At 70.8% G+C, this 20009-nt stretch carries 21 protein-coding genes and 1 riboswitch; of the genes, 5 read left to right on the plus strand and 16 right to left on the minus strand.

The window, feature by feature from the left end:
• The first annotated feature begins 3 nt into the window (after window positions 1–3).
• The 3 genes from ABLE68_RS19470 (at window position 4) to ABLE68_RS19480 (ending at window position 2032) form a co-directional block, all read left to right on the plus strand.
• Window positions 4–516, plus strand: coding sequence for a hypothetical protein (locus tag ABLE68_RS19470; protein ID WP_348873587.1), 513 nt, complete (start codon window positions 4–6; stop codon window positions 514–516).
• Window positions 517–593: 77 nt separating this feature from the next.
• Window positions 594–1340 (plus strand): Ig-like domain-containing protein, encoded by a 747-nt coding sequence (locus ABLE68_RS19475; protein WP_348873588.1) that lies wholly within the window; start codon window positions 594–596, stop codon window positions 1338–1340.
• Window positions 1337–2032, plus strand: coding sequence for an Ig-like domain-containing protein (locus tag ABLE68_RS19480; RefSeq protein WP_348874386.1), 696 nt, complete (start codon window positions 1337–1339; stop codon window positions 2030–2032). The genes ABLE68_RS19475 and ABLE68_RS19480 overlap by 4 nt, the downstream gene beginning before the upstream one ends.
• Window positions 2033–2035: 3 nt before the next feature.
• Here the strand turns inward: ABLE68_RS19480 and ABLE68_RS19485 are convergent, their stop codons facing one another.
• From ABLE68_RS19485 to ABLE68_RS19545, 13 genes are all read right to left on the minus strand, one after another.
• The gene (locus ABLE68_RS19485) at window positions 2036–3370 is read right to left on the minus strand and encodes a serine hydrolase domain-containing protein (protein WP_348873589.1); all 1335 of its coding nucleotides are present in this window, start codon (window positions 3368–3370) and stop codon (window positions 2036–2038) included.
• Window positions 3367–6240: an aminomethyl-transferring glycine dehydrogenase gene (gene gcvP, locus ABLE68_RS19490; protein WP_348873590.1), complete on the minus strand. Its 2874-nt coding sequence runs from the start codon at window positions 6238–6240 to the stop codon at window positions 3367–3369. Before gcvP ends, ABLE68_RS19485 begins: the two co-directional genes overlap by 4 nt.
• A 67-nt stretch (window positions 6241–6307) precedes the next feature.
• Window positions 6308–6407, minus strand: a riboswitch (glycine riboswitch).
• Between the two features lie 86 nt (window positions 6408–6493).
• Window positions 6494–7090 (minus strand): MerR family transcriptional regulator, encoded by a 597-nt coding sequence (locus tag ABLE68_RS19495; protein WP_425475654.1) that lies wholly within the window; start codon window positions 7088–7090, stop codon window positions 6494–6496.
• 135 nt (window positions 7091–7225) lie between these two features.
• Window positions 7226–7699: a bifunctional nuclease family protein gene (locus ABLE68_RS19500; protein WP_348873591.1), complete on the minus strand. Its 474-nt coding sequence runs from the start codon at window positions 7697–7699 to the stop codon at window positions 7226–7228.
• Window positions 7700–7848: 149 nt separating this feature from the next.
• Window positions 7849–8589 (minus strand): transcriptional regulator FtsR, encoded by a 741-nt coding sequence (gene ftsR, locus ABLE68_RS19505; protein WP_348873592.1) that lies wholly within the window; start codon window positions 8587–8589, stop codon window positions 7849–7851.
• A 2-nt stretch (window positions 8590–8591) separates the two neighbouring features.
• Window positions 8592–9125: a zinc-ribbon and FHA domain-containing protein gene (locus ABLE68_RS19510; protein ID WP_348873593.1), complete on the minus strand. Its 534-nt coding sequence runs from the start codon at window positions 9123–9125 to the stop codon at window positions 8592–8594.
• A gap of 131 nt (window positions 9126–9256) precedes the next feature.
• On the minus strand, window positions 9257–9643 hold the full coding sequence (gene gcvH / locus ABLE68_RS19515) for a glycine cleavage system protein GcvH (protein WP_348873594.1): 387 nt from the start codon (window positions 9641–9643) through the stop codon (window positions 9257–9259).
• A gap of 44 nt (window positions 9644–9687) precedes the next feature.
• On the minus strand, window positions 9688–10479 hold the full coding sequence (locus tag ABLE68_RS19520; protein ID WP_348873595.1) for a DUF881 domain-containing protein: 792 nt from the start codon (window positions 10477–10479) through the stop codon (window positions 9688–9690).
• Entirely contained in the window at window positions 10472–10804 is a 333-nt protein-coding gene (locus ABLE68_RS19525) for a small basic family protein (RefSeq protein WP_348873596.1), read from the minus strand. Before ABLE68_RS19525 ends, ABLE68_RS19520 begins: the two co-directional genes overlap by 8 nt.
• A complete protein-coding gene (locus ABLE68_RS19530; protein WP_348873597.1) occupies window positions 10801–11634 on the minus strand; it encodes a DUF881 domain-containing protein in 834 nt (277 codons plus the stop codon). The genes ABLE68_RS19525 and ABLE68_RS19530 overlap by 4 nt, the downstream gene beginning before the upstream one ends.
• A complete protein-coding gene (clsA, locus tag ABLE68_RS19535) occupies window positions 11627–12226 on the minus strand; it encodes a cardiolipin synthase ClsA (RefSeq protein ID WP_348873598.1) in 600 nt (199 codons plus the stop codon). The genes ABLE68_RS19530 and clsA overlap by 8 nt, the downstream gene beginning before the upstream one ends.
• 39 nt (window positions 12227–12265) lie before the next feature.
• Window positions 12266–13333, minus strand: coding sequence for a hemolysin family protein (locus tag ABLE68_RS19540; RefSeq protein ID WP_348873599.1), 1068 nt, complete (start codon window positions 13331–13333; stop codon window positions 12266–12268).
• The gene (locus ABLE68_RS19545) at window positions 13330–14688 is read right to left on the minus strand and encodes a hemolysin family protein (RefSeq protein WP_348873600.1); all 1359 of its coding nucleotides are present in this window, start codon (window positions 14686–14688) and stop codon (window positions 13330–13332) included. The genes ABLE68_RS19540 and ABLE68_RS19545 overlap by 4 nt, the downstream gene beginning before the upstream one ends.
• Before the next feature lie 213 nt (window positions 14689–14901).
• Here ABLE68_RS19545 and ABLE68_RS19550 point away from each other — a divergent pair, with 213 nt between their 5' ends.
• Together ABLE68_RS19550 and ABLE68_RS19555 are read left to right on the plus strand one after the other, a co-directional pair.
• Window positions 14902–16479, plus strand: a complete 1578-nt coding sequence (locus ABLE68_RS19550; RefSeq protein WP_348873601.1) for a DUF1800 domain-containing protein — start codon at window positions 14902–14904, stop codon at window positions 16477–16479.
• Window positions 16476–17738 (plus strand): DUF1501 domain-containing protein, encoded by a 1263-nt coding sequence (locus ABLE68_RS19555; protein WP_348873602.1) that lies wholly within the window; start codon window positions 16476–16478, stop codon window positions 17736–17738. Before ABLE68_RS19550 ends, ABLE68_RS19555 begins: the two co-directional genes overlap by 4 nt.
• Window positions 17739–17751: 13 nt before the next feature.
• On the opposite strand, the gene ABLE68_RS19560 is transcribed toward ABLE68_RS19555, so the two are convergent.
• The 3 genes from ABLE68_RS19560 to ABLE68_RS19570 all read right to left on the minus strand — a co-directional run bounded on the left by ABLE68_RS19560 (window position 17752) and on the right by ABLE68_RS19570 (window position 19996).
• On the minus strand, window positions 17752–18606 hold the full coding sequence (locus ABLE68_RS19560; protein WP_348873603.1) for an NAD(P)-dependent oxidoreductase: 855 nt from the start codon (window positions 18604–18606) through the stop codon (window positions 17752–17754).
• A 22-nt stretch (window positions 18607–18628) separates the two neighbouring features.
• Entirely contained in the window at window positions 18629–18793 is a 165-nt protein-coding gene (locus ABLE68_RS19565; protein ID WP_348873604.1) for a hypothetical protein, read from the minus strand.
• Between the two features lie 96 nt (window positions 18794–18889).
• The gene (locus ABLE68_RS19570) at window positions 18890–19996 is read right to left on the minus strand and encodes an NAD(P)H-dependent flavin oxidoreductase (RefSeq protein ID WP_348873605.1); all 1107 of its coding nucleotides are present in this window, start codon (window positions 19994–19996) and stop codon (window positions 18890–18892) included.
• Window positions 19997–20009 lie beyond the last annotated feature (13 nt).

A 20009-nucleotide genomic window follows, 5' to 3' on the forward strand; every position in this document is an offset into this window, starting at 1 on the left:
ACCATGCGCAGCAACCAGCTGATCACGGGCGTCCTGGCCGCTGTCGCGACCTCCGGCCTGATCGGCCTGGGGAGCGCGGCACACGCCGGCGAGCCCACCACGACGTACGAGAACGGCACCGTCCTCGAGTGCTCCGGCACGTGGAAGGGCGACCGCGTCTACGCGCTCGTCTACGAGAACAGCACCGCCGGCAACACGGTGCAGGTCGTCATCAACGACGGGCAGTACGGCGCCAGCCACGGCACGAAGCACGATCTCGTGCAGGGCCGCAGGGTCCACGCCGCCGTCAAGCTCGACGGCAAGCGCGCTGTCATCCGGGGCGACGCACACGCGGTCGGCCGGAGGACGCCGGTCCACGAGGAGCTGGAGGACGCCGGCCAGCACATCGTCACCGACGGCACCCACCGCCGGCTGGCCAACCACGTCACCCTCACCTGGAAGGGCGTCACGACCCCGCTCGACTGCGCGGGCTCGTTCGTCTACGACCTGCAGGTGACGCGCACTCCGGTCGAGTAGCTGCAACAAATCGGCATCGAGGGCGCGTGTGTCCTACCGTTCTCCCGGTTCATCAACACTCGGAGAGCGGAACACCCATGCACGCACGCGCCCTCGCCCGGGCCATCACGGCCGTCCTCGCGATCGGGATCGGCGCGACACTGACGTCGGCCACCCCGTCGTACGCCGCCGACGTCGACCCGCAGGCACCGGTCGTCGTCAACGACTCGATCTCGCTCTGGCCCTACGAGGCCAAGCAGATCAACGTCCTGGCGAACGACACCGACCCGACCGGCGACGAGCTGTCCGTGTGCTGGCTCCCGCAGGAGGTCGGACCGGCCGTTCCGAGGGCCGTCGTCGCCGACGCCTCCCCGATGGGCGCCCCGGCCGGCACCCTGCTGGTGATGGCGCTGTCGCAGTCGTCGGGAACGTTCACCGTCGACTACTCGGTGTGCAGCCACACGCGCGTGACTCCGGCCACCCTCACGGTGACCATCCGCACGGCCGCGCCGGTGGTGGTCGAGAAGGTCGAGGACCACCCCGGCCGCCTGCGCGTCACCAACGAGAACGGCCAGGACATCAGGTTCTGGTACGGCTCACCCCGGGCTGCCCGAGCGGACGGCAAGATCACCATCCCTGCTCACGGCACCCGCGTCGTCCGGGTCCAGCGGCACACGATCCAGTGGATCGCGCTGATCGGTCACCGCGGTCTCGCCGGCCACGGCCGGGTCCGCGACATCGAGCTCGACGGTCCCGCCCTGCCCACGCCCCACCACGGTGGGCTCGGCTCCGGTGGCAAGGGCGGCGGCGGCACCCTCGGCACGATGCGGGCGTGGGCCCGATGAAGCGGCTTCCCGCGGTCCTCGCTCTGGTGCTCGGCGCCACACTCGTGAGCACGACGCCCGCCGTCGCGGCGGACGAGACGGATGCGCCGGTCGTCGTGAACGACTCCATCACCCTGTGGCCCGGCGAGAGCGGGACCATCGACGTCCTCGCCAACGACAGCGACCCGGCCGGCGACGACCTCGACCTGTGTCGACTCCCCGGCGAGATGTTCTCCTCGGCGCCCGTCTACGTCGAGGACGGCGGCAGCTACGGGATGCCGACCGGCACGATCCTCGTGGGGACGCGCCCGGGCGTGCGCGGGACCCACGCGATCGACTACTACGTGTGCAACCACACCCGGCTCACGCCGGCGACGCTGACGGTCGTCATCCGCCCGGTCCAGCCGGTCGACGTGTATCCGGTGGCCACCAGGCCGGGCGTGCTGCGGGTCCACAACAACAACGACCGCGGCGTCACCTTCGTCGCCACGGACAGGACCGGGTGCGAGCGCGATGCCATCGTGAACGTCCCGGCGCACGCCACGCGGACCGCGAAGGTCAAGCGTCACGCGGTGCGGTGGACGGCGTTCATCGGCAACGGCGGCGTCGCCGACCGGGGCAGGCTCAACCACCTCCGGCTCGACGGTCCCGCCGCACCTGCGGGCGACCCGCACACCGGGTGCTCCTTCAGCGTCGGCGAGGCGCCCTTCTAGGGCTCAGCCCGGGTGCCCGCCAGGAATGGGGGCATCCGGGTCGTACGGCGTGCGCGTGTAGATGAACGTCGCGATGTCGAGGTGGCTGATGGAGCCGTCCGCCCGTCGTACGACGCGCAGCTCCTCTCCCGCGTGGTAGCCCGTCCGTCCGACGACCCGACCGTCCACCACGGCGAACCGGTAGGACTCGGTGCCGTTGCGGCGGGCGACCAGCTCGGTGCCCTCCACGGCGAAGACGAACGGCGTGTTGCCCCAGTGCCACACGCCCGGCACGCCCGCCAGCTCGGTGGGGACGCCGGCGGACGGCAGCCAGGGCTCGGCGATCGTGGGCTCGCACTCCTCGAGCTCGGCCAGCAGGTCGGTGACGATCTGTACGGGTGAGTAGCCCGCGGTCGCGTTGGCGAGCACGACCGCACCGGCTCGACGCTTGCGGTCGACCACGCAGGCTGCCAGGAAGCCCGGCATCGAGCCGCTGTGCCCGGCGAGGGTGCCCGAACCGCCCGGGAAGAGCTGGAAGCCCAGCCCGTGCGCGTAGGTCACGCCGTCTCGCGGGTTGCCCGACTGCGGGCCGAAGGCCTGCGCGAGCTCCTCGCTCGACAGCACGTCGGGGTGGCCCTGGCCGAGGAAGGTCGCGTAGGTCGCGAGGTCGGTGATCGTCGCCCAGACCTGCCCGGCCGGTGCCATCGCGCCGGTGTCGGTCGACGGCTCGTCGACCAGCGTGCCGTCGTACGGGTGCACGGAGAGCCCCTGGGCGGCGGCGCCCTCCGGGAGGTACGACGTGCGGGTCATGCCGAGCGGTACGAGCACCCGGTCGCGGACCGCGTCCCACCAGGTCGTGCCGATCAGGCGGGCCGCCAGCTCGCCGAGGAGCGCGTAACCGAGGTTGGAGTAGTGGAACTCCTGGTGGGTCGGGAACGCCGCCGCCGAGCCGTCGTTGGCGGCGACCAGGTCCTCGAACGAGCCACCCACCGAGCGCTCCCACCACGAACCCGCCGGCTCCGACTGCATGCCGGAGCTGTGCGCGAGCAGCGTGCGGACCGAGCGGTCGGCGTACCCCACGTCTCCCAGCACGACGGACGCGGAATCGTCGAGGGCGAGGCGACCGTCCCGGACGAGCTGCAGGACCAGCACCGCGGTCATGGTCTTGGTGATCGACCCGATGCGGTACTGCACGTCGAGCGCGTCGTGACCCGGCACCGCGGGCGACCCGTAGGAGCCGAACCACACCGGCTCGCCGTCGCGGACCAGGCCCGCGACGACCGACGGCAGCTTGCCGGTCGACTGGGCGTGGGCGAGGCGGGCGCGGAGGCGGTGAGAGGTGTAGTCGGTGACCGTCACTCGGCGAATGCTTCCAGAGGCGGGCAGGCGCACACCAGGTTGCGGTCGCCGTACGCCTGGTCGATGCGGGCGACCGGGGGCCAGTACTTGTCCGGGTCGGGGCCGTTCGGGAAGACCGCCAGCTCGCGGGAGTAGGCGCGGTCCCACTCGCCGACGAGCGCGCGCGAGGTGTGGGGGGCACCGCGCAGCGGTGACTCCTCCGGCGTCCACTCCCCCGCCGCGACCCGGTCGATCTCGGCGCCGATCGCGATCATCGCCTCGACGAACCGGTCGATCTCGGCCAGGTCCTCGGACTCGGTCGGCTCGACCATCAGCGTGCCGGCGACCGGGAAGGACATGGTCGGCGCGTGGAAGCCGTAGTCGACGAGCCGCTTGGCGACGTCGTCCACGCTGACGCCGGTGTCCTTGCTCAGCCCGCGCAGGTCGAGGATGCACTCGTGGGCGACCAGCCCGCCGTGGCCGCGGTAGAGCACCGGGTAGTGCTCACCGAGCCGGGCTGCGATGTAGTTGGCCGACAGCACCGCGACCGCGGTCGCCCGGGTCAGACCCGCGGCTCCCATCAGCCGGACGTAGGCCCACGAGATCGGCAGGATCCCCGCCGAGCCGTACGGCGCCGCGCTGATCGGACCGATGCCGGAGCGCTTCGCCTCCTCGGGGTGCATCGCGTGCGAGGGGAGGTACGGCGCCAGGTGGGAGCGCACCGCGACCGGGCCGACGCCCGGACCGCCGCCACCGTGCGGGATGCAGAAGGTCTTGTGCAGGTTGAGGTGCGAGACGTCGCCCCCGAACTCACCCGGCTTCGCGTAGCCCAGCAGGGCGTTGAGGTTGGCCCCGTCGACGTAGACCTGACCGCCGTACTGGTGGACGGTCGCGCACAGCTCGGTGATGGTGTCCTCGTAGGCGCCGTGGGTCGACGGGTAGGTCACCATGATCGCGGCGAGGTCGTCGGCGTGCTTCTCGCACTGCGCGCGCAGGTCGGCGAGGTCCACCTCTCCCCCGTCGGTCGACTTCACGACCACGACCCGCATGCCGGCCATCACCGCGGAGGCCGCGTTGGTGCCGTGGGCGGACGACGGGATCAGGCAGACGTCGCGCTCACCCTGGCCGTTGGCCTGGTGGTAGCCGCGGATCGCCAGCAGGCCGGCGAGCTCGCCCTGCGAGCCCGCGTTGGGCTGGATCGAGACCCGGTCGTAGCCCGTCACCTCGGCGAGCCAGCCCTCGAGGTCGGTGATCAGCTGGCGGTAGCCCGCGGCATCCTCGGCCGGGGCGAAGGGGTGCAGGTCGGCGAACCCGGGCAGCGACACGGGCTCCATCTCGGTCGTCGCGTTGAGCTTCATCGTGCAGGAGCCGAGCGGGATCATGCCGCGGTCGAGCGCGTAGTCGCGGGCGGACAGCTTGCGCAGGTAGCGCAGCATCGCGGTCTCGCTGTGGTGGCTGGAGAACACCTCGTGGGTGAGGTACGGCGTGGTGCGACGCAGCCCCTCGGGCAGCGCGTCCTCGGTCGCCTCGTCGACGGCGTGGAGATCGGCCGAGACCCCGAAGGCCTTCAGCACGCTGGTGAGCGTCGAGCGGGTGGTGCACTCCGACGTCGTCACGCCCACGGTGTCCGCGTCGATGCGACGCAGCTGGAGGCCGAGCGTGCGGGCGGTCGAGACGATCTCGCCCGCGCGGCCGGGCACCACGATCGTGAGGGTGTCGAAGAACTCCCCGTGGGCGACCTCGACGCCACCCTCCCGGAGCGCTGCCGCGAGGACCGCCGCGTAGCGGTGGGTGCGCGCCGCGATCGACCGGAGCCCCTCGGGGCCGTGGTAGACGGCGTACATCGACGCCACGACGGCGAGCAGCACCTGAGCGGTGCAGATGTTCGACGTCGCCTTGTCGCGGCGGATGTGCTGCTCGCGGGTCTGCAGCGCGAGCCGGTAGGCCGGACGGCCCTCGGCGTCGACCGAGACCCCGACCAGGCGGCCGGGCAGGTGCCGCTCGAGCCCGGCACCGACGCTCATGAAGCCGGCGTGGGGGCCGCCGTAGAACAGCGGGACGCCGAAGCGCTGGCTGGATCCGACGACGACATCGGCGCCCAGCTCACCCGGCGACTCGAGGACGGTCAGCGCCAGCAGGTCGGACGCGACGACAGCGAGCGCGCCGCGCTCGTGGGCCTGCTCGATGACGTGACGGGGGTCCGAGACCCGGCCGGAGACACCGGGGTACTGCACCAGCACGCCCGACAGGTCGCCGTCGGGGAGGCCGTCGGTCAGGTCGGCGACGACGACCTCGATGCCCATCCCCTGCGCGCGGGTCCGGACCACGTCGATCGTCTGCGGCAGCGCGTCGGCGTCGACCACGAACGGGCCGGACGCCTTCTTGTTCGCCCGGCGGACGAGCGTCATCGCCTCGGCGGCCGCGGTCCCCTCGTCGAGGAGCGACGCGTTGGCCGTCGGCAGGCCGGTGAGGTCGCCCACCACGGTCTGGAAGTTGAGCAGCGCCTCGAGCCGGCCCTGCGAGATCTCCGGCTGGTACGGCGTGTAGGCGGTGTACCAGCTCGGGTCCTCGAGCACGTTGCGGCGGATCACCGGCGGCGTGATCGTGGCGTGGTAGCCGAGTCCGATCATCGCCTCGCCGGGACGGTTGAGGTGTGCCAGGTGCCGCAGCTCGCGCGCGGCAGCCTCCTCGCTCAGCGGCGAGGGGAGGTCGAGCTGGTCCGGCGTACGGATGCCACCGGGCACCGCAGCGGTCATCAGCGCGTCGAGGGTGTCGAACCCGAGCCGCTCGAGCATCAGCGCGATGTCGCTGTCCCGCAGGCCGATGTGGCGCTCGACGAACGGCAGGGCGGCGTCCAGGTCGTTCAGGGTGGGGCGGGACCGATGGGTCACGGGGGCTCCTCGAAGATCGTTCGGGTGCCTCCCCCTCTGTCGCGTCGACGGTGACGCTTCAGAGTGCCTGGCCTGCACGGTCCTGTGGCCTGAGAGGTTCCGGGGAGGAATTGCCCCTTCGGCGCCCCGGCCGAGACTGGCACCGAGGACTCTCCCGTGCGGGAGTTGTCAGCGGTCCCAACCTATCAAGCCACTCCGAAATCACAGCGACCCGTCCGACGGTGTCGGACGGGTCGCTCGAGAAGTCGGTGGGTCAGCCGGTCTGGCGGGCCGCCCGGCGAGCGGCGAGCTCGTCACCGGCGACCGGGTCGGCGTCGGCCTCCGCGGTGCGCTCGCTCGGCAGCTCGGCGAGGGTGCCCTCGATCTCCTGCCAGACACCGCCGATCGCGATGCCGAACACGCCCTGGCCGCCCTGGAGCAGGTCGATGATCTCGTCGTTGCTGGTGCACTCGTAGACCGAGACACCGTCGCTCATCAGCGTGACGCGCGTCAGGTCGTCGGTGCCACGCTCGCGGAGGTGCTGGACCGCCGTACGGATCTGCTGCAGCGAGATGCCGGCGTCGAGCAGTCGCTTGACGACCTTGAGCAGCAGGATGTCCTGGAAGGAGTAGAGCCGCTGCGAGCCGGAGCCCTTGGCGCCACGGACCGTGGGCTCGATCAGGCCGGTGCGGGCCCAGTAGTCGAGCTGGCGGTAGGTGATGCCGGCGGCGTTGCACGCGGTCGGGCCGCGGTAGCCGGTGTCACTGGGCAGCGGGGAGACATCGTCGGCGAAGAGCAGTCCCTGCTCCTCTGCAGCCTGGGCGGCGAGAGCCACCTCGACGTCCGCCTGCTGCTGCTCGATCTCGTTCACGGGTCCTCCGACGGTTATCCGTTGTGCGTAACACCGGGGAAGTAGTTACAACGGAGACAGTTCAAGGTAGGCCCCGTCCGCAGACCCGTCAAAGACGTTGGCGGCGTGTCGCAACTCTCAACCTCAGGTTGAGGGTTAGTCCTGGGGGGCCTCGAAGTCCTCCGGCGTGACGTGGTCGAGGAACTCGCGGAACTTCTCGACCTCGTCCTCCTGCTCGGCGGGCACGGCCAGGCCGGCCTCGTCGAGGACCTCCTCGGCGCAGAGGATCCGGGTGCCCGTACGCAGGGCCAGGGCGATCGAGTCGGACGGCCGGGCGCTCACCTCGACCCCCGACCCGAAGACCAGGGTCGCGAAGAAGACGCCGTCCTTGACCTCGGTGATCTGCACCTCGGCGAGCTCGTTGCCGGTCGCCTCCAGCACGTCCTTCATCAGGTCGTGGGTCAGCGGCCGAGGAGGTACGACGCCCTGCTGGGCGAAGGCGATGGCCGTCGCCTCGACCGCACCGATCCAGATCGGGAGATAACGCTCCCCCGACACCTCGCGCAGCAGCACGATCGGCTGGTTCGAGGGCATCTCGACCCGGACTCCCATGACATCGACTTCGCGCACGTGGTCACCCTACTCCGGATGCCGAAGCCGGCCAGACGGCGTACTTCTCAGGCAGTTCCTGCACTTCTCGGCCGATGCATCGCCCCAGAACAGCAGGAATCACCGGTGCACCGGGGATTCCGACGGCACCGCGAGATCGCACCGCGAGATCAGCTGGACCGCAGACCGGACTTCACGAGCGTGGCGTGGAGCCGGATCGACAGGGCGGCGATCTCGCTGACGGTCTCGTCGGCACGCGCCTTGGCGGCGGCGTCGCGGCCGTTGCGGTGCGGCGCGACCACCTGGTCGACCAGGCCGACCTCGCGGTCGGCAGCGGTCTTGAAGGCACGCAGGTGGCGCGGCTCGAAGCCGTAGTCGGCCAGCTCGCGGGCCGTGGTGGCGATGACCAGCGCGTCGGTGTCGTAGTGGCCGGTGCCGGGTCGCGGCGTGATCAGGCCGTACTGCTCGAGCTGGTCGAGCAGCTCGTCGGACACCTCCGCGATCTTGAGCAGCTCGCGACGCGAGAGCCGCAGGTTGTCACGGCGGGTGAAGGACTCGGCGCTGGGCAGACCGTCGGCGGCGAGCGCGACCCGCGGGACGGTCGGCACGACCGGGTCGATCGGCGGCGGCTCCAGGCCACGGTCGATCGCGTCGAGGTGCTCGCCGATCACCTTCAGGGGCAGGTAGTGGTCGCGCTGCATGCGCAGCACGTAGCGCAGCCGGTCGACGTCCTCGGCCGAGAACTTCCGGTAGCCGGCGGGCGTGCGCTCGGGCTTGATCAGCCCCTTGTCCTCCAGGAACCGGATCTTGGGGATCGTGATGCCCGGGAAGTCCGGGCGCAGTCGGTCCAGGACCTCCCCGATGTTCATCCGGGCCCGAGAGGACGACGCAGCGGCGCTCGACGCGGTCACGCTCAGCCGCCCGGGTGTCCCGAGAAGAACACCAGGCGGTACTTGCCGATCTGGACCTCGTCACCGTCGGTCAGCAGCACCCGGTCGATGCGGTCCCGGTTGACGTAGGTGCCGTTGAGGCTGCCGACGTCGCTGACGGTGAAGGAGTCGCCGTCGCGGTGGAACTCCGCGTGGCGACGCGACACGGTCACGTCGTCGAGGAAGATCTCGCTGTCGGGGTGGCGGCCGGCGTTGACCACGTCGGCGTCCAGCAGGAAGCGGCTCCCCGAGCCCGGGCCGCGCTGGACGACCAGCAGGGCGTGGCCCGACGGCAGCGCGTCGACCGCAGCGGCGTCGACAGCGTTGAGCTGGCGGTCGGACGTCTCGGTCTTGTCGGGCGTGCCGATGTTGATCGTCGCGGTCGACTCGCCGGCGACGTCGGGCGACGGGCCGGGGGCCTCGGTCGGCGCGGCAGGCGCCACCAGCCGGGTGCCGCACTGCGCGCAGAAGCGGGCGTCATCGGGGTTCTGCGTGCCACACGCTGTGCAGAACGGCATCGGACAGTCCTTCGATCGGGGCGAACCCACGGATCCCAAACCCTCAGGGCCGGGTTGAGGTTGATGGTTGCCCCGAACTTATCAGCCCGGCAGCGCCGATCAAGTGGACTCGCGGCCCGAGGCGACAGACCTCAGGAGTCGACGGACGCCTGGTACGTCGTCGCGTCCATGAGCCCGGCGAGCTCGGTGTCGTCCGAGGGCGCGACCTCGAAGAGCCAGCCCCCGCCGTACGGGTCGCTGTTGACCAGCTCGGGCGTCGCGTCGAGCGAGTCGTTGCGCGCGACGACCTCACCGGTCACCGGCGCGTAGATGTCGCTGACGGACTTCGTCGACTCGAGCTCACCGCACGTCGAGCCGGCCTGGACGGTGTCGCCCACCTCCGGCAGCGACACGTAGACGATGTCCCCGAGGGCGTCCTGGGCGTACTGCGTGATGCCGATCCGGACCGACCCTGCGGTCTCCCCGGGCTCGCGGACCCACTCGTGCTCAGAGGTGTACTTCAGGTCGTCGGGGTACACAGGGTCTCCTCCAGGTCGGGTCGTGCGGGTCACCAGCGGTGAGGTTACTGCGACGAGTCGGGCTGCGCGTACTCAGGCTTCTTCGGGGTCACGACGCTCTCGATGTCGAGCGCCTCGAGCTGCTCGACCTGCACGGTCGCGCCTTCGTCCTCGAACTGCTCGCGCGGACCCTTCGGGAAGGACACGGCGCCCGCGAGGGTGCTCGGCTCGCCGATCGCGTCGACGACGTACGGAGAGGAGACGAGCTGACCGTCGACGAGGATCCCGCCGACCGCGTCGTCGAACGACGTCTGCGCGACGACCCGGACCTGGCCGTTGAACTGGATCGACTCGGCGCCGGCGGTGCGCAGCTCCTGGATCATGTCGACCATGCTGTCGACGTCGATGGTGCCGTCCTGCTCGGTGATCGTGATCCGGATGCCGGGCCCGGTGACCGGGACCAGGCCGGCCATGATCGCGAGCGTGTCGGCGTCGTGCTCGGCCTGCGCCAGCGCCGCCTGCCGAGCGCCGGTGTCGGACTGCAGGTCGTCGCGCGTGCGCTCGAGGCGCGCGATCTCCGCCTCGGCACGCTGCGTCGTGCCGGCGAGTCCGTTGAGGACGTCGATCAGGTCCTGCTCGCGCAGGCTCGCGTAGGTGTTGTCGACCGTGTTGAAGCGCACCTGCGTGACCGCGGCGTAGCCGAGCAGCGCCAGCAGGACCGCGACGATCACCTGACCGCGGGTCGGTCGGAGCAGCGCGCCGCGGAGCCGGGCCCGCCCGGTCTCCTCGGAGGCCGGGTGCTCCTGAGCCGGCTGCTCCTCGGGCGCCTGCTCGTCGGGCCTCTGGTCGTCAGGCATGGAAGAGGTGCCGGCGGATGGCGGCGACGTTGGAGAAGATCCGGATCCCGAGCACCACGATCACGCCGGTCGAGAGCTGGCCACCGACGCCGAGCTTGTCGCCGAGGTAGACGATCGCGGCGGCGATCACGACGTTGCTGATGAAGGAGACGACGAAGACCTTGTCGTCGAAGATCCCGTCGAGGTAGGCGCGCAGGCCTCCGAAAACCGCGTCGAGCGCTGCGACGACGGCGATCGGGAGGTAGGGCTCCAGGCCGAGGGGTACGTCGGGCTGGAAGATGACCCCGAGGACGATGCCCACCAGCAGGCCGAGTGCGGCGATCACTGCGTTGTCTCCTTCGGGCGCTGGGTGGCGTTCTGCTCGGCGGTGCCGGTCTCTGCGAAACGTGGCTTCTGCGGTCGCGCCGCGGGCAGCGTGACCTGGTCGACATTCTCCATCGTCACCGGGAAGCCCAGTGCATTGGCTCCCGTCTGGAACTCCAGCCCGGTGGTGGTCTCGAGCAGGTCCGCCTGCAGGGTCTTGTTGTTGCCGATCGCGGTGACGACGTACGGCGGCGACAACGGGATCCCGTTGACGTTGATCGCGACGCCGGAGTTGCGGATCGCGGAGCGGGCGGTGAGCCGCTTGCCGTTGATCGAGATCGCCTCGGCGCCGGCCCGCCACAGTCCGTTGACGAGCCGCGCGAGGTCCTCGTCGCGCACCGCCTCGCCGTTCGGGGCGTCGTCGACGGTGATCCGGACGCCCGGACCGGTGACCGTGCCGTAGCCGGCCTGCGCCGCCAGCCGCACGTTGCGGCTCTCGGCTGCGGCGGCCGCGGTGGTCACCGCGTCGAGCTCGTCCTGCAGACCGACGTTGAGCTCCCGGAGCCGGACCAGCTTGCGCTGCAGCTCGGCCAGGTCGCTGCGCTTGTCGTTGATCGACTCGATGAGCGACGCCCGGCTGGCGTCCTCGACGCCGGAGCGTTGCGAGTTCTGCACGGCGGCCACCGCGACCAGGGTCCCGAACGCGGCGACGACGATCGCGGCGGTCCAGTGCGGACGTCGCGGCGACCGGTCGCCGGTCTCCTGGGCGCGACGACTGGCGACGTGCTCGTAGTCCTCGTCGAGCGAGCCCTGGGTGATGCGGGTCAGCAGCGGGGTGTTGACGTCAGGCATCGGGCACCGTCCGGCGCCGCTCCGTCGTCCTCAACAACGTGCGCACCTGCCAGGCGTAGAGAAGACCCGCCCACCAGTAGAGGCCGATCCCCCACAGCGCGAAGGCCCAGCCGAAGACGTTGGCCAGGGTGGCGACCGTGCCGTCGCCGTCGCCGAGGAGCAGCAGCGGGAAGGCGTAGAGGAGGTTGAACGTCGCGGCCTTGCCGAGGAAGTGGACCGGCAGCGCGCTGTAGCCCCGGGTGCGCAGCAGCGGCACCAGTCCCCACAGGAGCAGGTCGCGCAGCGGCAGTGACACCGCCACCCACCACGGGATGATGTCGCGCAGCGCGAGGCCGACGACCACCGCGAGGATGTAGAGGCGGTCGGCGACCGGGTCGAGGACCTCACCGACTGCTGACGTCTGTCCGAGCTTGCGCGCGAGGTAGCCGTCGAGGAAGTCCGTGACGCCAGCCAGCATGAGCACGCCGAGGGCGAGGCCGTCAGCCTCCGGACCGAGGACCAACCACAGGAAGAGCGGCACCCCGGCGAGCCGGATCATGCTCAGGAGGTTGGGCAGCGTCCACACGCGGTTGCGCGACGAGTCGTCTGCCACTGCTGCCTGCACTTCTCCCGGGTGGTTGCCGAGCACACCTTAACGGTCGGAGACGCCGCTGCTCGATTCCTCCAGGTGGGCCGCGTCGCGGATCTCGCCGACCAGCTCCTCGATCACGTCCTCGAGGGTCACCAGGCCCTGCACGGCGCCCGTGTCGTCGACGACCAGGCCCATGTGCGCGCCCCGGCGCTGCAGGCTGGCGAGCGCGTCGTGGAGCGCGTCGTCGGCACCGACGGGAGCGAACGGCCGGATCCACTTGTCGTCGAGCGGGCGCTGACGGCGTCGCTCGTCGGGCTCCAGCACGTCCTTGATGTGGAGGTAGCCGACCAGGCTCTCGTCATCGCCGACCACCGGGAACCGGCTGTAGCCCGTGGACGCGCACAGCTCCTCGACGTCGGCGGCGGTGGTCCCCCGGCGTACGGTCGTCAGCGACTCGGGCGGCATCAGCACCGAGCCCACGGTCTTCTCCGTGAAGCCGAGCGCGCCAGCCAGCCGGTCGTACTCGTCGGCCTCGAGCAGGCCCTCGCCCCGGGACTCCTCCACGAGAGCGGCGACCTCCTCGCGGGTGAACGTCGAGCTGACCTCGTCGGTGAGCTTCGCGCCGAGCAGGCGGAGGATGACCGACGCGATCGCGTTGATCACGACGACCACCGGACGCAGCACCGTCACGATGCCCCAGATCGGCGGACCGAGGATGAGCGCCGCTCGGTCCGGGCCGGCGAGAGCGATGTTCTTGGGGATCATCTCCCCGAGGACGACGTGGAGGTAGACGACCACCATCAGGGCGATCACGAACGAGACCGGGTGGAGGGCGCCCTCCGGCAGGTGGGCTGCGTGCAGGACCGGCTCCACCAGGTGCGCGACCGCGGGCTCGCCGACGGCGCCGAGCACGAGCGAGCAGATCGTGATGCCGAGCTGGTTGACGCCGATCACCAGGGAGATGTTCTCCATCGCCTTGATCGTGGTCTTCGCCATCCGCGACCCCGCCTCGGCGCGCGGCTCGAGCTGGGTACGGCGTGCGGAGACCAGGGCGAACTCGGCGCCGACGAAGAACGCGTTGCCGAGCAGCAGGAAGATCGCGAGCACGATCGCGGTGGCGCTGCTCATCTGTCCACCTCCTGGGTGGTCGAGCCGTCGAGCAGGCGCAGGGTCAGCCGGTCGATGCGCAGACCGTCCATCCGGTCGACCGTCAGGATCGCGAGCTGCTCACGCGGCTCGTCGGGGTCGGAGCGGTCGGGCACCTGCACCTCGGCGAGGTCACCCACCTCGGGGACCCGGCCGAGCACCTGGAGCACCAGGCCGGCGATCGTGTCGTAGTCCTCGTGGTCGGGCAGCTCGATGCCGGTCAGGTCCTCGACCTCGTCCGGGCGGAGCAGGCCGGAGAGCGACCAGGTGCCGTCACGGTGGAGGCGGGCGTTGGCGCTGAGCCGGTCGTGCTCGTCGGAGATGTCGCCGACGATCTCCTCGACGACGTCCTCGAGCGTCACGATCCCCGCGAACCCGCCGTACTCGTCCATGACGACGGCCATCTGGAAGCCGTCCTTGCGCAGCAGCGCGAGCAACGGGTCGAGTCGCAGCGAGTCGGGAACGATGATCGGGCGGACCATCAGGTGCTTGACCTTGGTCGTGGCCCGCTCGTTCATCGGCAGGGCCACGGCGTGCTTGACGTGGACGGTGCCCACGACGTTCTCCTCGGCGTCGACGACCGGGAAGCGGGAGTGTCCGGTCGCCCGGGTGAGCTCGAGCAGCGCGGTCGCGCGGTCGTTGACGTCGAGGCTGCTGCTGCGGACCCGCGGCGTCATGATCTCGCCCGCGGTGCGCGAGCCGAACTCCACCGAGCGCTCCATCAGCTCCGCGGTCTCGACGTCGAGCGTGCCGAGGTCGGCGGAGCGCTGGATCAGCGACGCCAGCTCGGTCGAGCTCCGGGCGGACCTGAGCTCCTCCTGCGGCTCGATGCCGAGGCGGCGTACGAACGCGTTGGCAGATCCGTTCAGCACCCTGATCGGACCGCGGGCGATCGCGGTGAAGGTCCGCTGGAAGCGCTGGGTCGCCCGGGCCACCTCCATCGGCTTCGCGAGCGCGAGGTTCTTGGGCACCAGCTCGCCGAAGATCATCGTGAGGATCGTGCCGAGGGCCAGGCCGATGCCGACGGCGACCGGCGTGATCGCGTTGTCCGGCACGCCGAGCGACTCGAGCGGCCCGTCGATCAGGTCGGAGATCGCTGGCTCGGCGAGGTAGCCGATCGCGAGGTTGGTGATCGTGATGCCGACCTGGGCCCCGGAGAGCTGCGTCGACAGGGACCGCAGGGCCAGCTGCACGCCGCGCGCGCCGGCGTCACCCGCGGCGGCGGCCTGGTCGACCTTCGTGCGGTCGACGGTCACGAAGGCGAACTCCGCGGCGACGAAGACGCCGCAGGCGACGATCAGCAGCAGAGCAGTGGCCAGCAGCAGCCACGCGGTCATCGGTGCTCTCCTTGGTCAGGGCGGTGGACCGCCTGGGAGAGCTGGGGACTTTGAGAGCCGTCCATGGGCTGGGCGTCGAGTCCTCACGGGTGCGGGATTGGTCATGAGCACTGTACCGGCGCAGCCACGCCGCGGAAGATTCCGGAATGCGCGAAATCGGGGTTGCGCGCGTCATAACCTGTGGCCCCGCACGATCACTCGGGAGATTTCGACATGCAGGTCCGCCCCCCGCGCGCGTCACGACGGACCCTCGCCGGAGGCGTCGGCGCCGTCACCGCGCTCGCCGCCGCCGGCTCGGCGGCGGCCGCGCCCGAGCGCGCGTCGTACGCGCCTGCGCGCTACCGCGGGGGCCCCAAGCTGCTCAGCACCCAGGACCGCCATCTCGTCAGCCGCTTCTCGTACGGCGTGACACCGGGCCTCGCCGCGGAGGTCCGTCGCGCGGGTGGCGGACGCGCGTGGTTCGAGGCTCAGCTCGACCCGTCCTCCGTGCCGGACGCAGCGGCCGACGATCTCGTCGCCTGGTGGCCGAGCCTCCAGCGCGGTCCCTGGGACCTCTGGAAGCGCCAGATCCACGAGGTCGAGGGCATCTGGGAGGTGATGGAGGCCTACCAGCGCTGGGTCCTGATGCGGCGGCTGAGGTCGCGCCGCCAGGTGCTCGAGGTGATGACCGAACTGTGGGAGAACCACTTCAACGTCCCCGTGAACGGTGACGCCCAAGGGACCTGGCGCAAGCGGTACGGCGACCAGATCCGGTCTCATGCGCTCGGCCGGTTCGAGGACCTGTTGCAGGCGACGACGACCCACCCGGCGCTGCTGATCAGCCTCGACAACGTCAGCTCGACCGCCGAGCACCCCAACGAGAACCTCGGCCGCGAGCTCCTCGAGCTGCACACCGTCGGCCGTGGTCACTACACCGAGGACGACGTCAAGGGCTCCGCCCGGATCCTGACGGGCTGGACCGTCGACATGTGGGACACCTTCGCGGCCCGCTACGACAAGTACGAGCACTACCGCGGCCCCGTCACGGTGATGGACTTCCACGCCGCCAACAGGAGCGCCGAGGGTCAGCAGGTCGCCCGCGACTACCTGACCTACCTGGCCCACCACCCCGCCACCGCGCGGCGGGTGGCCACGAAGCTCGCGGTGAAGTTCGTCAGCGACACCCCGTCCGATGCCCTCCTCTCCGACCTCGCGGAGGTCTACCTGACCCACGACACCCAGATCCGACCCGTGCTCCGGGCGCTGGTCCGCTCGGCGGAGTTCCGCACGTCCGTGGGTGGCAAGGTCCGTGACCCGGGCGAGGACCTGATCGCGTCGTACCGCGCCTTCGGCCTCTCCCCCACCAAGCCGCCGGTGGGCGAGGCGGGAGGGGCGTACGCCGCGACCGTGATGGTCTGGCAGGCCTCGAGCCTCGGCACCGCGCCGTTTGCGTGGCCGCGTCCCGACGGTCAGCCGATCACCAACGAGGCCTGGGCGACGCCGTCGCGGGTGCTCGCGTCGATGAGCCTCCACACCGACATCAGCGGTGGGTGGTGGCCGAGCAAGGGTGTGACCTACCGGACGCCCGCCGAGTGGGTGCCGGAGTTCCCGATCCGGTTCGACATGCTGGTCGACCACCTGTCGCAGCAGCTGCTGCACCGTCGTTCGACCGCGCCGCTGCTCGAGGCTTGCTGCCTGGCCGTGGACCTGCCTCCCGACGAGAAGATCACCCGCGCCCACGGACTCGTGAAGTGGAACATGGTCCGTCTTCTCACGACCTTCCTCGACTCCCCCGCCTTCCTGACCCGGTGAGCCCCGTGACCCTTCCCCCGACACCTCAGCCCTGCTGCCCGGAGTTCGCCGCCGTGTCCCGGCGTGGCCTCTTCTCGGGAGCCCTCGCGCTCGCGGGCGCGACCACGATCATCGGGTCTGCAGCCGTCACGACCTCGGCCGCCGCACTCACCCCGGCGTCCTCCGCCCTCGTTGTCCTGTCGCTCCGCGGTGCGGCCGACGGCATGTCGCTGGTCGTGCCGCACGCCGACCCGGTCTACTACTCGGCGCGACCACGGATCGCGGTCCCACCCGATCAGCTGCTCGCCAAGGACGCCATGTTCGGCCTGCACCCGCAGCTCGAGCCACTCCTCCCGATGTGGCAGTCGGGCCGCCTGGCCGCTGTCCAGGCGACCGGCCTTCCCGCCCCCAACCGCTCGCACTTCGCGGCCATGGAAGAGGTCGAGGACGCCGATCCCGGGTCGACAGTCCGCAGCGGCTGGCTCAACCGGCTGATCGGCACCGACGGCAGCACCTCTCCCCTGCAGGGCTTCGCGATGGGCGGCGGCGTCGTCCCGACATCGTTGTACGGCGCCCAGCCCGTGATGTCCGCGGCCGACGTCTCCTCCATGCAGATCCCCGGTGACGACGAGTGGGACACGACCCGTGGTCGCCGCGCCTCGCTCCACACGCTCTGGGACGCCGACCGCTCCCCGATGGGCACCGCGATGCGCTCGCTCTTCGGCGTTCTGGACGACTTCGGACCGGTCGTCGACGCGGCAGACCACTCCTCGTCGTACCCGGAGACGGACCTGGGTCGAGCCCTCGCAGAAGCGGCGCGGGTCATCCGCGGCGACGTGGGTGTCGAGGTGATCACCGTCGACCAGGGCGACTGGGACATGCACTCGGGCATGGGCACCGCGCAGGACGGTTGGATGAGCAACAACGCTCGCGACCTCGCCACCGCTATCGCGACCTTCTTCGCCGATCTCGGCGACCTCGCGTCGAAGGTCACCCTCGTGACGCTGAGCGAGTTCGGACGACGGGTGGTCGAGAACGCCAGCAACGGGCTCGACCACGGCTACGGCAACGTCATGTTCGTCGCCGGCGCAGGCGTCAAGGGCGGCACCTACTACGGCAGCTGGCCGGGCCTGACCGAGGACGACGACGCCGATCTCCTGGTCACCACCGACTACCGCAGCGTGCTCTCCGAGATCGTGTCGACCCGGTTCGGCGCCTCGACGGCCTCCGTGTTCCCCGGCTTCTCCCCCGAGTCCGTCGGAGTCATGACGTCGGTGTAGTCGGGCGGACGCCTCAGTGCGATCGGTAGGTCGCCGCCATGTCGAGGTCGCCGTGGCCGTCCGCGACCGCGCGGGCGAGGTGGTCGCGTGCCCCGGGCAGCAGAGCCAGTTCGACGCCGGCCTCCTCGGCCGCCTCCAGGATGAGCTCCGCGTCCTTGAGCGCGCCGGAGAGCGCGAACGCCGGGTCGAGCTGGTCGTCGAGCATCGCGGTGCCCTTGAGCTGCACGTACGGCGCGTCCATCGCGCCGCCCTTGACCGCCTCGAGGAAGAGCCGGGGGTCGAGGCCGAGCTCGCGGGCCAGGGTCAGCGAGTCCGCGATGCCCTCGAGCACCGTGAACACCCAGCCGTTGGCGACCAGCTTCAGGCGGGTGCCGGCTCCGGCCTCGCCGACCCACATGGTCCGGCTGCCGATGGCGTCGAAGACCGGTGCCACGGCGCTCTGGGCGTCCGCCGGGCCGGAGGCGAGCACCACGAGGGCACCGTCCTCCGCAGGCTTCTTGGTGCCGAGCACCGGAGCATCGACGAACGTCACGTCCAGGTCGGCGGCGAGTGCGATCAGCCGGTCGGTCGAGCCGATCCCCACGGTGGCGGCCTGCACCCACACCGCGCCGTCCGCCCAGGCACCGCGGGTCTCCGCGACCGTCGACTCCACGGACTCGCCGTCGTACAGCATCGTCACGACGATGTCGGCACCCGTGACCGCCTCGGCCGGGGTGTCGACGACGGTCGCGACGTCGCCGAGCGGCTCGGCCTTCTCGCGGGTGCGGTTCCAGACCCGGAGCGGGAGGCCGGCGGCCGCGATGTTGCGGGCCATGCCGAGGCCCATGGTGCCGGTGCCGAGCAGGGCGACAGTGGGAGCGGTTGTCATGCTCCCGACGGTACGGCGCCGATCAACGTCCGGGCGCGGTGTCGCTGCTCACCTGCCGGATCGACGTCCCGTCGTCATGCTTCAGGTCGCTGATCGCCCGGTCGACGGAGCCGACCTGGACCAACACACACACGGCTGCGACCAGCACGACCAGTGCGGTCGCGATCAGATGCACGATCTCACGCATCGCAGTACCCCCCAGTACTTCGTCTTGCGCCTGCCCTTCCATGGTGCCACGCAGGGGGTGAGGGATCCGGCAGATCCGCCGGACGAGGTGGTTCGGCTACGCGCGGATGGTGTCCAGCCGGGTCATGGTCGCCTCGAACTCCGAGACCAGGTCGGCCATCACGTCGGCGACCGGGCGGACCTCGTTCATCCGGCCCACGATCTGGCCGATGGGCATCGAGATCACGTCCGGGTCGTTGGCAGCGCTGATCCGGTTGTGGGCGTTGGCGACCAGGAGGTTCTGCAGCGGCATCGGGAGCGGGGCGGGCGCGCCCTCCTCGTTCCAGGCCTCGGTCCACTTGGTCTTGAGCAGGCGCGCGGGCTTGCCGGTGTAGACGCGGGTGCGGACGGTGTCGGAGGACGTCGCGCGGGTGAACGCGGTCTCCCACGCCTCGCTGTTGGCGCCCATCCCGCGGTACTCCTCGGTGCCGAGCCAGATCGAGCCCATCCACACGCCCTGCGCGCCGAGCGCGAGCGAGGCGGCGATCTGGCGGCCGGAGCCGATGCCGCCTGCACCCAGGACCGGCACGTCGGGACCGACCGCGTCGACGATGTCCGGCTGCAGCACCATGCTGGCGACCTCACCCGTGTGGCCGCCGGCCTCGTAGCCCTGGGCGATGATGATGTCGACGCCGTTGGCCACGTGGCTCAGCGCATGCTTGGCCGCACCGGCGAGGGCACCGATCTTGATGCCGTGCTCGTGGCACTTGTCGATGACGTCCTTCGGGGGCGAGCCGAGCGCGTTGGCGATGAAGACCGGACGGTGGTTGAGCGCGACGTCGAGGTGTGACCGGGCGACCGAGTGCAGCCAGCCCAGGACGCCTTCCCGCCCCTCCCCCTCTGGCAGGGGCGGGACGCCGAGCTTCAGCAGCGTCTCGTCGACGAACTTCTTGTGCTCCTCCGGGATCATCGCGCCCAGGTCGAGCGAGGTGCCCTCGGTGGGGATCTTCATCGGCATCACGATGTCGACGCCGTACGGCTTGCCGTCGGTGTTGTCGTCGAGCCAGGTCAGGACCCGCTCGAGCTCCTCGGTGTCGTTGAACCGCACGCACCCCAGCACACCGAGCCCGCCGGCGCGCGAGACCGCGGCGGCGACGTGCTCGGAGGGGGTGAACGCGAAGATCGGGTAGTCGATGCCGAACTCTTCACACAGGGGGGTACGCATGGCTGCCTTTCCG

Source organism: Nocardioides pollutisoli, from assembly GCF_040045055.1.
In the GTDB taxonomy this organism is placed as follows: domain Bacteria; phylum Actinomycetota; class Actinomycetes; order Propionibacteriales; family Nocardioidaceae; genus Nocardioides; species Nocardioides tweenelious.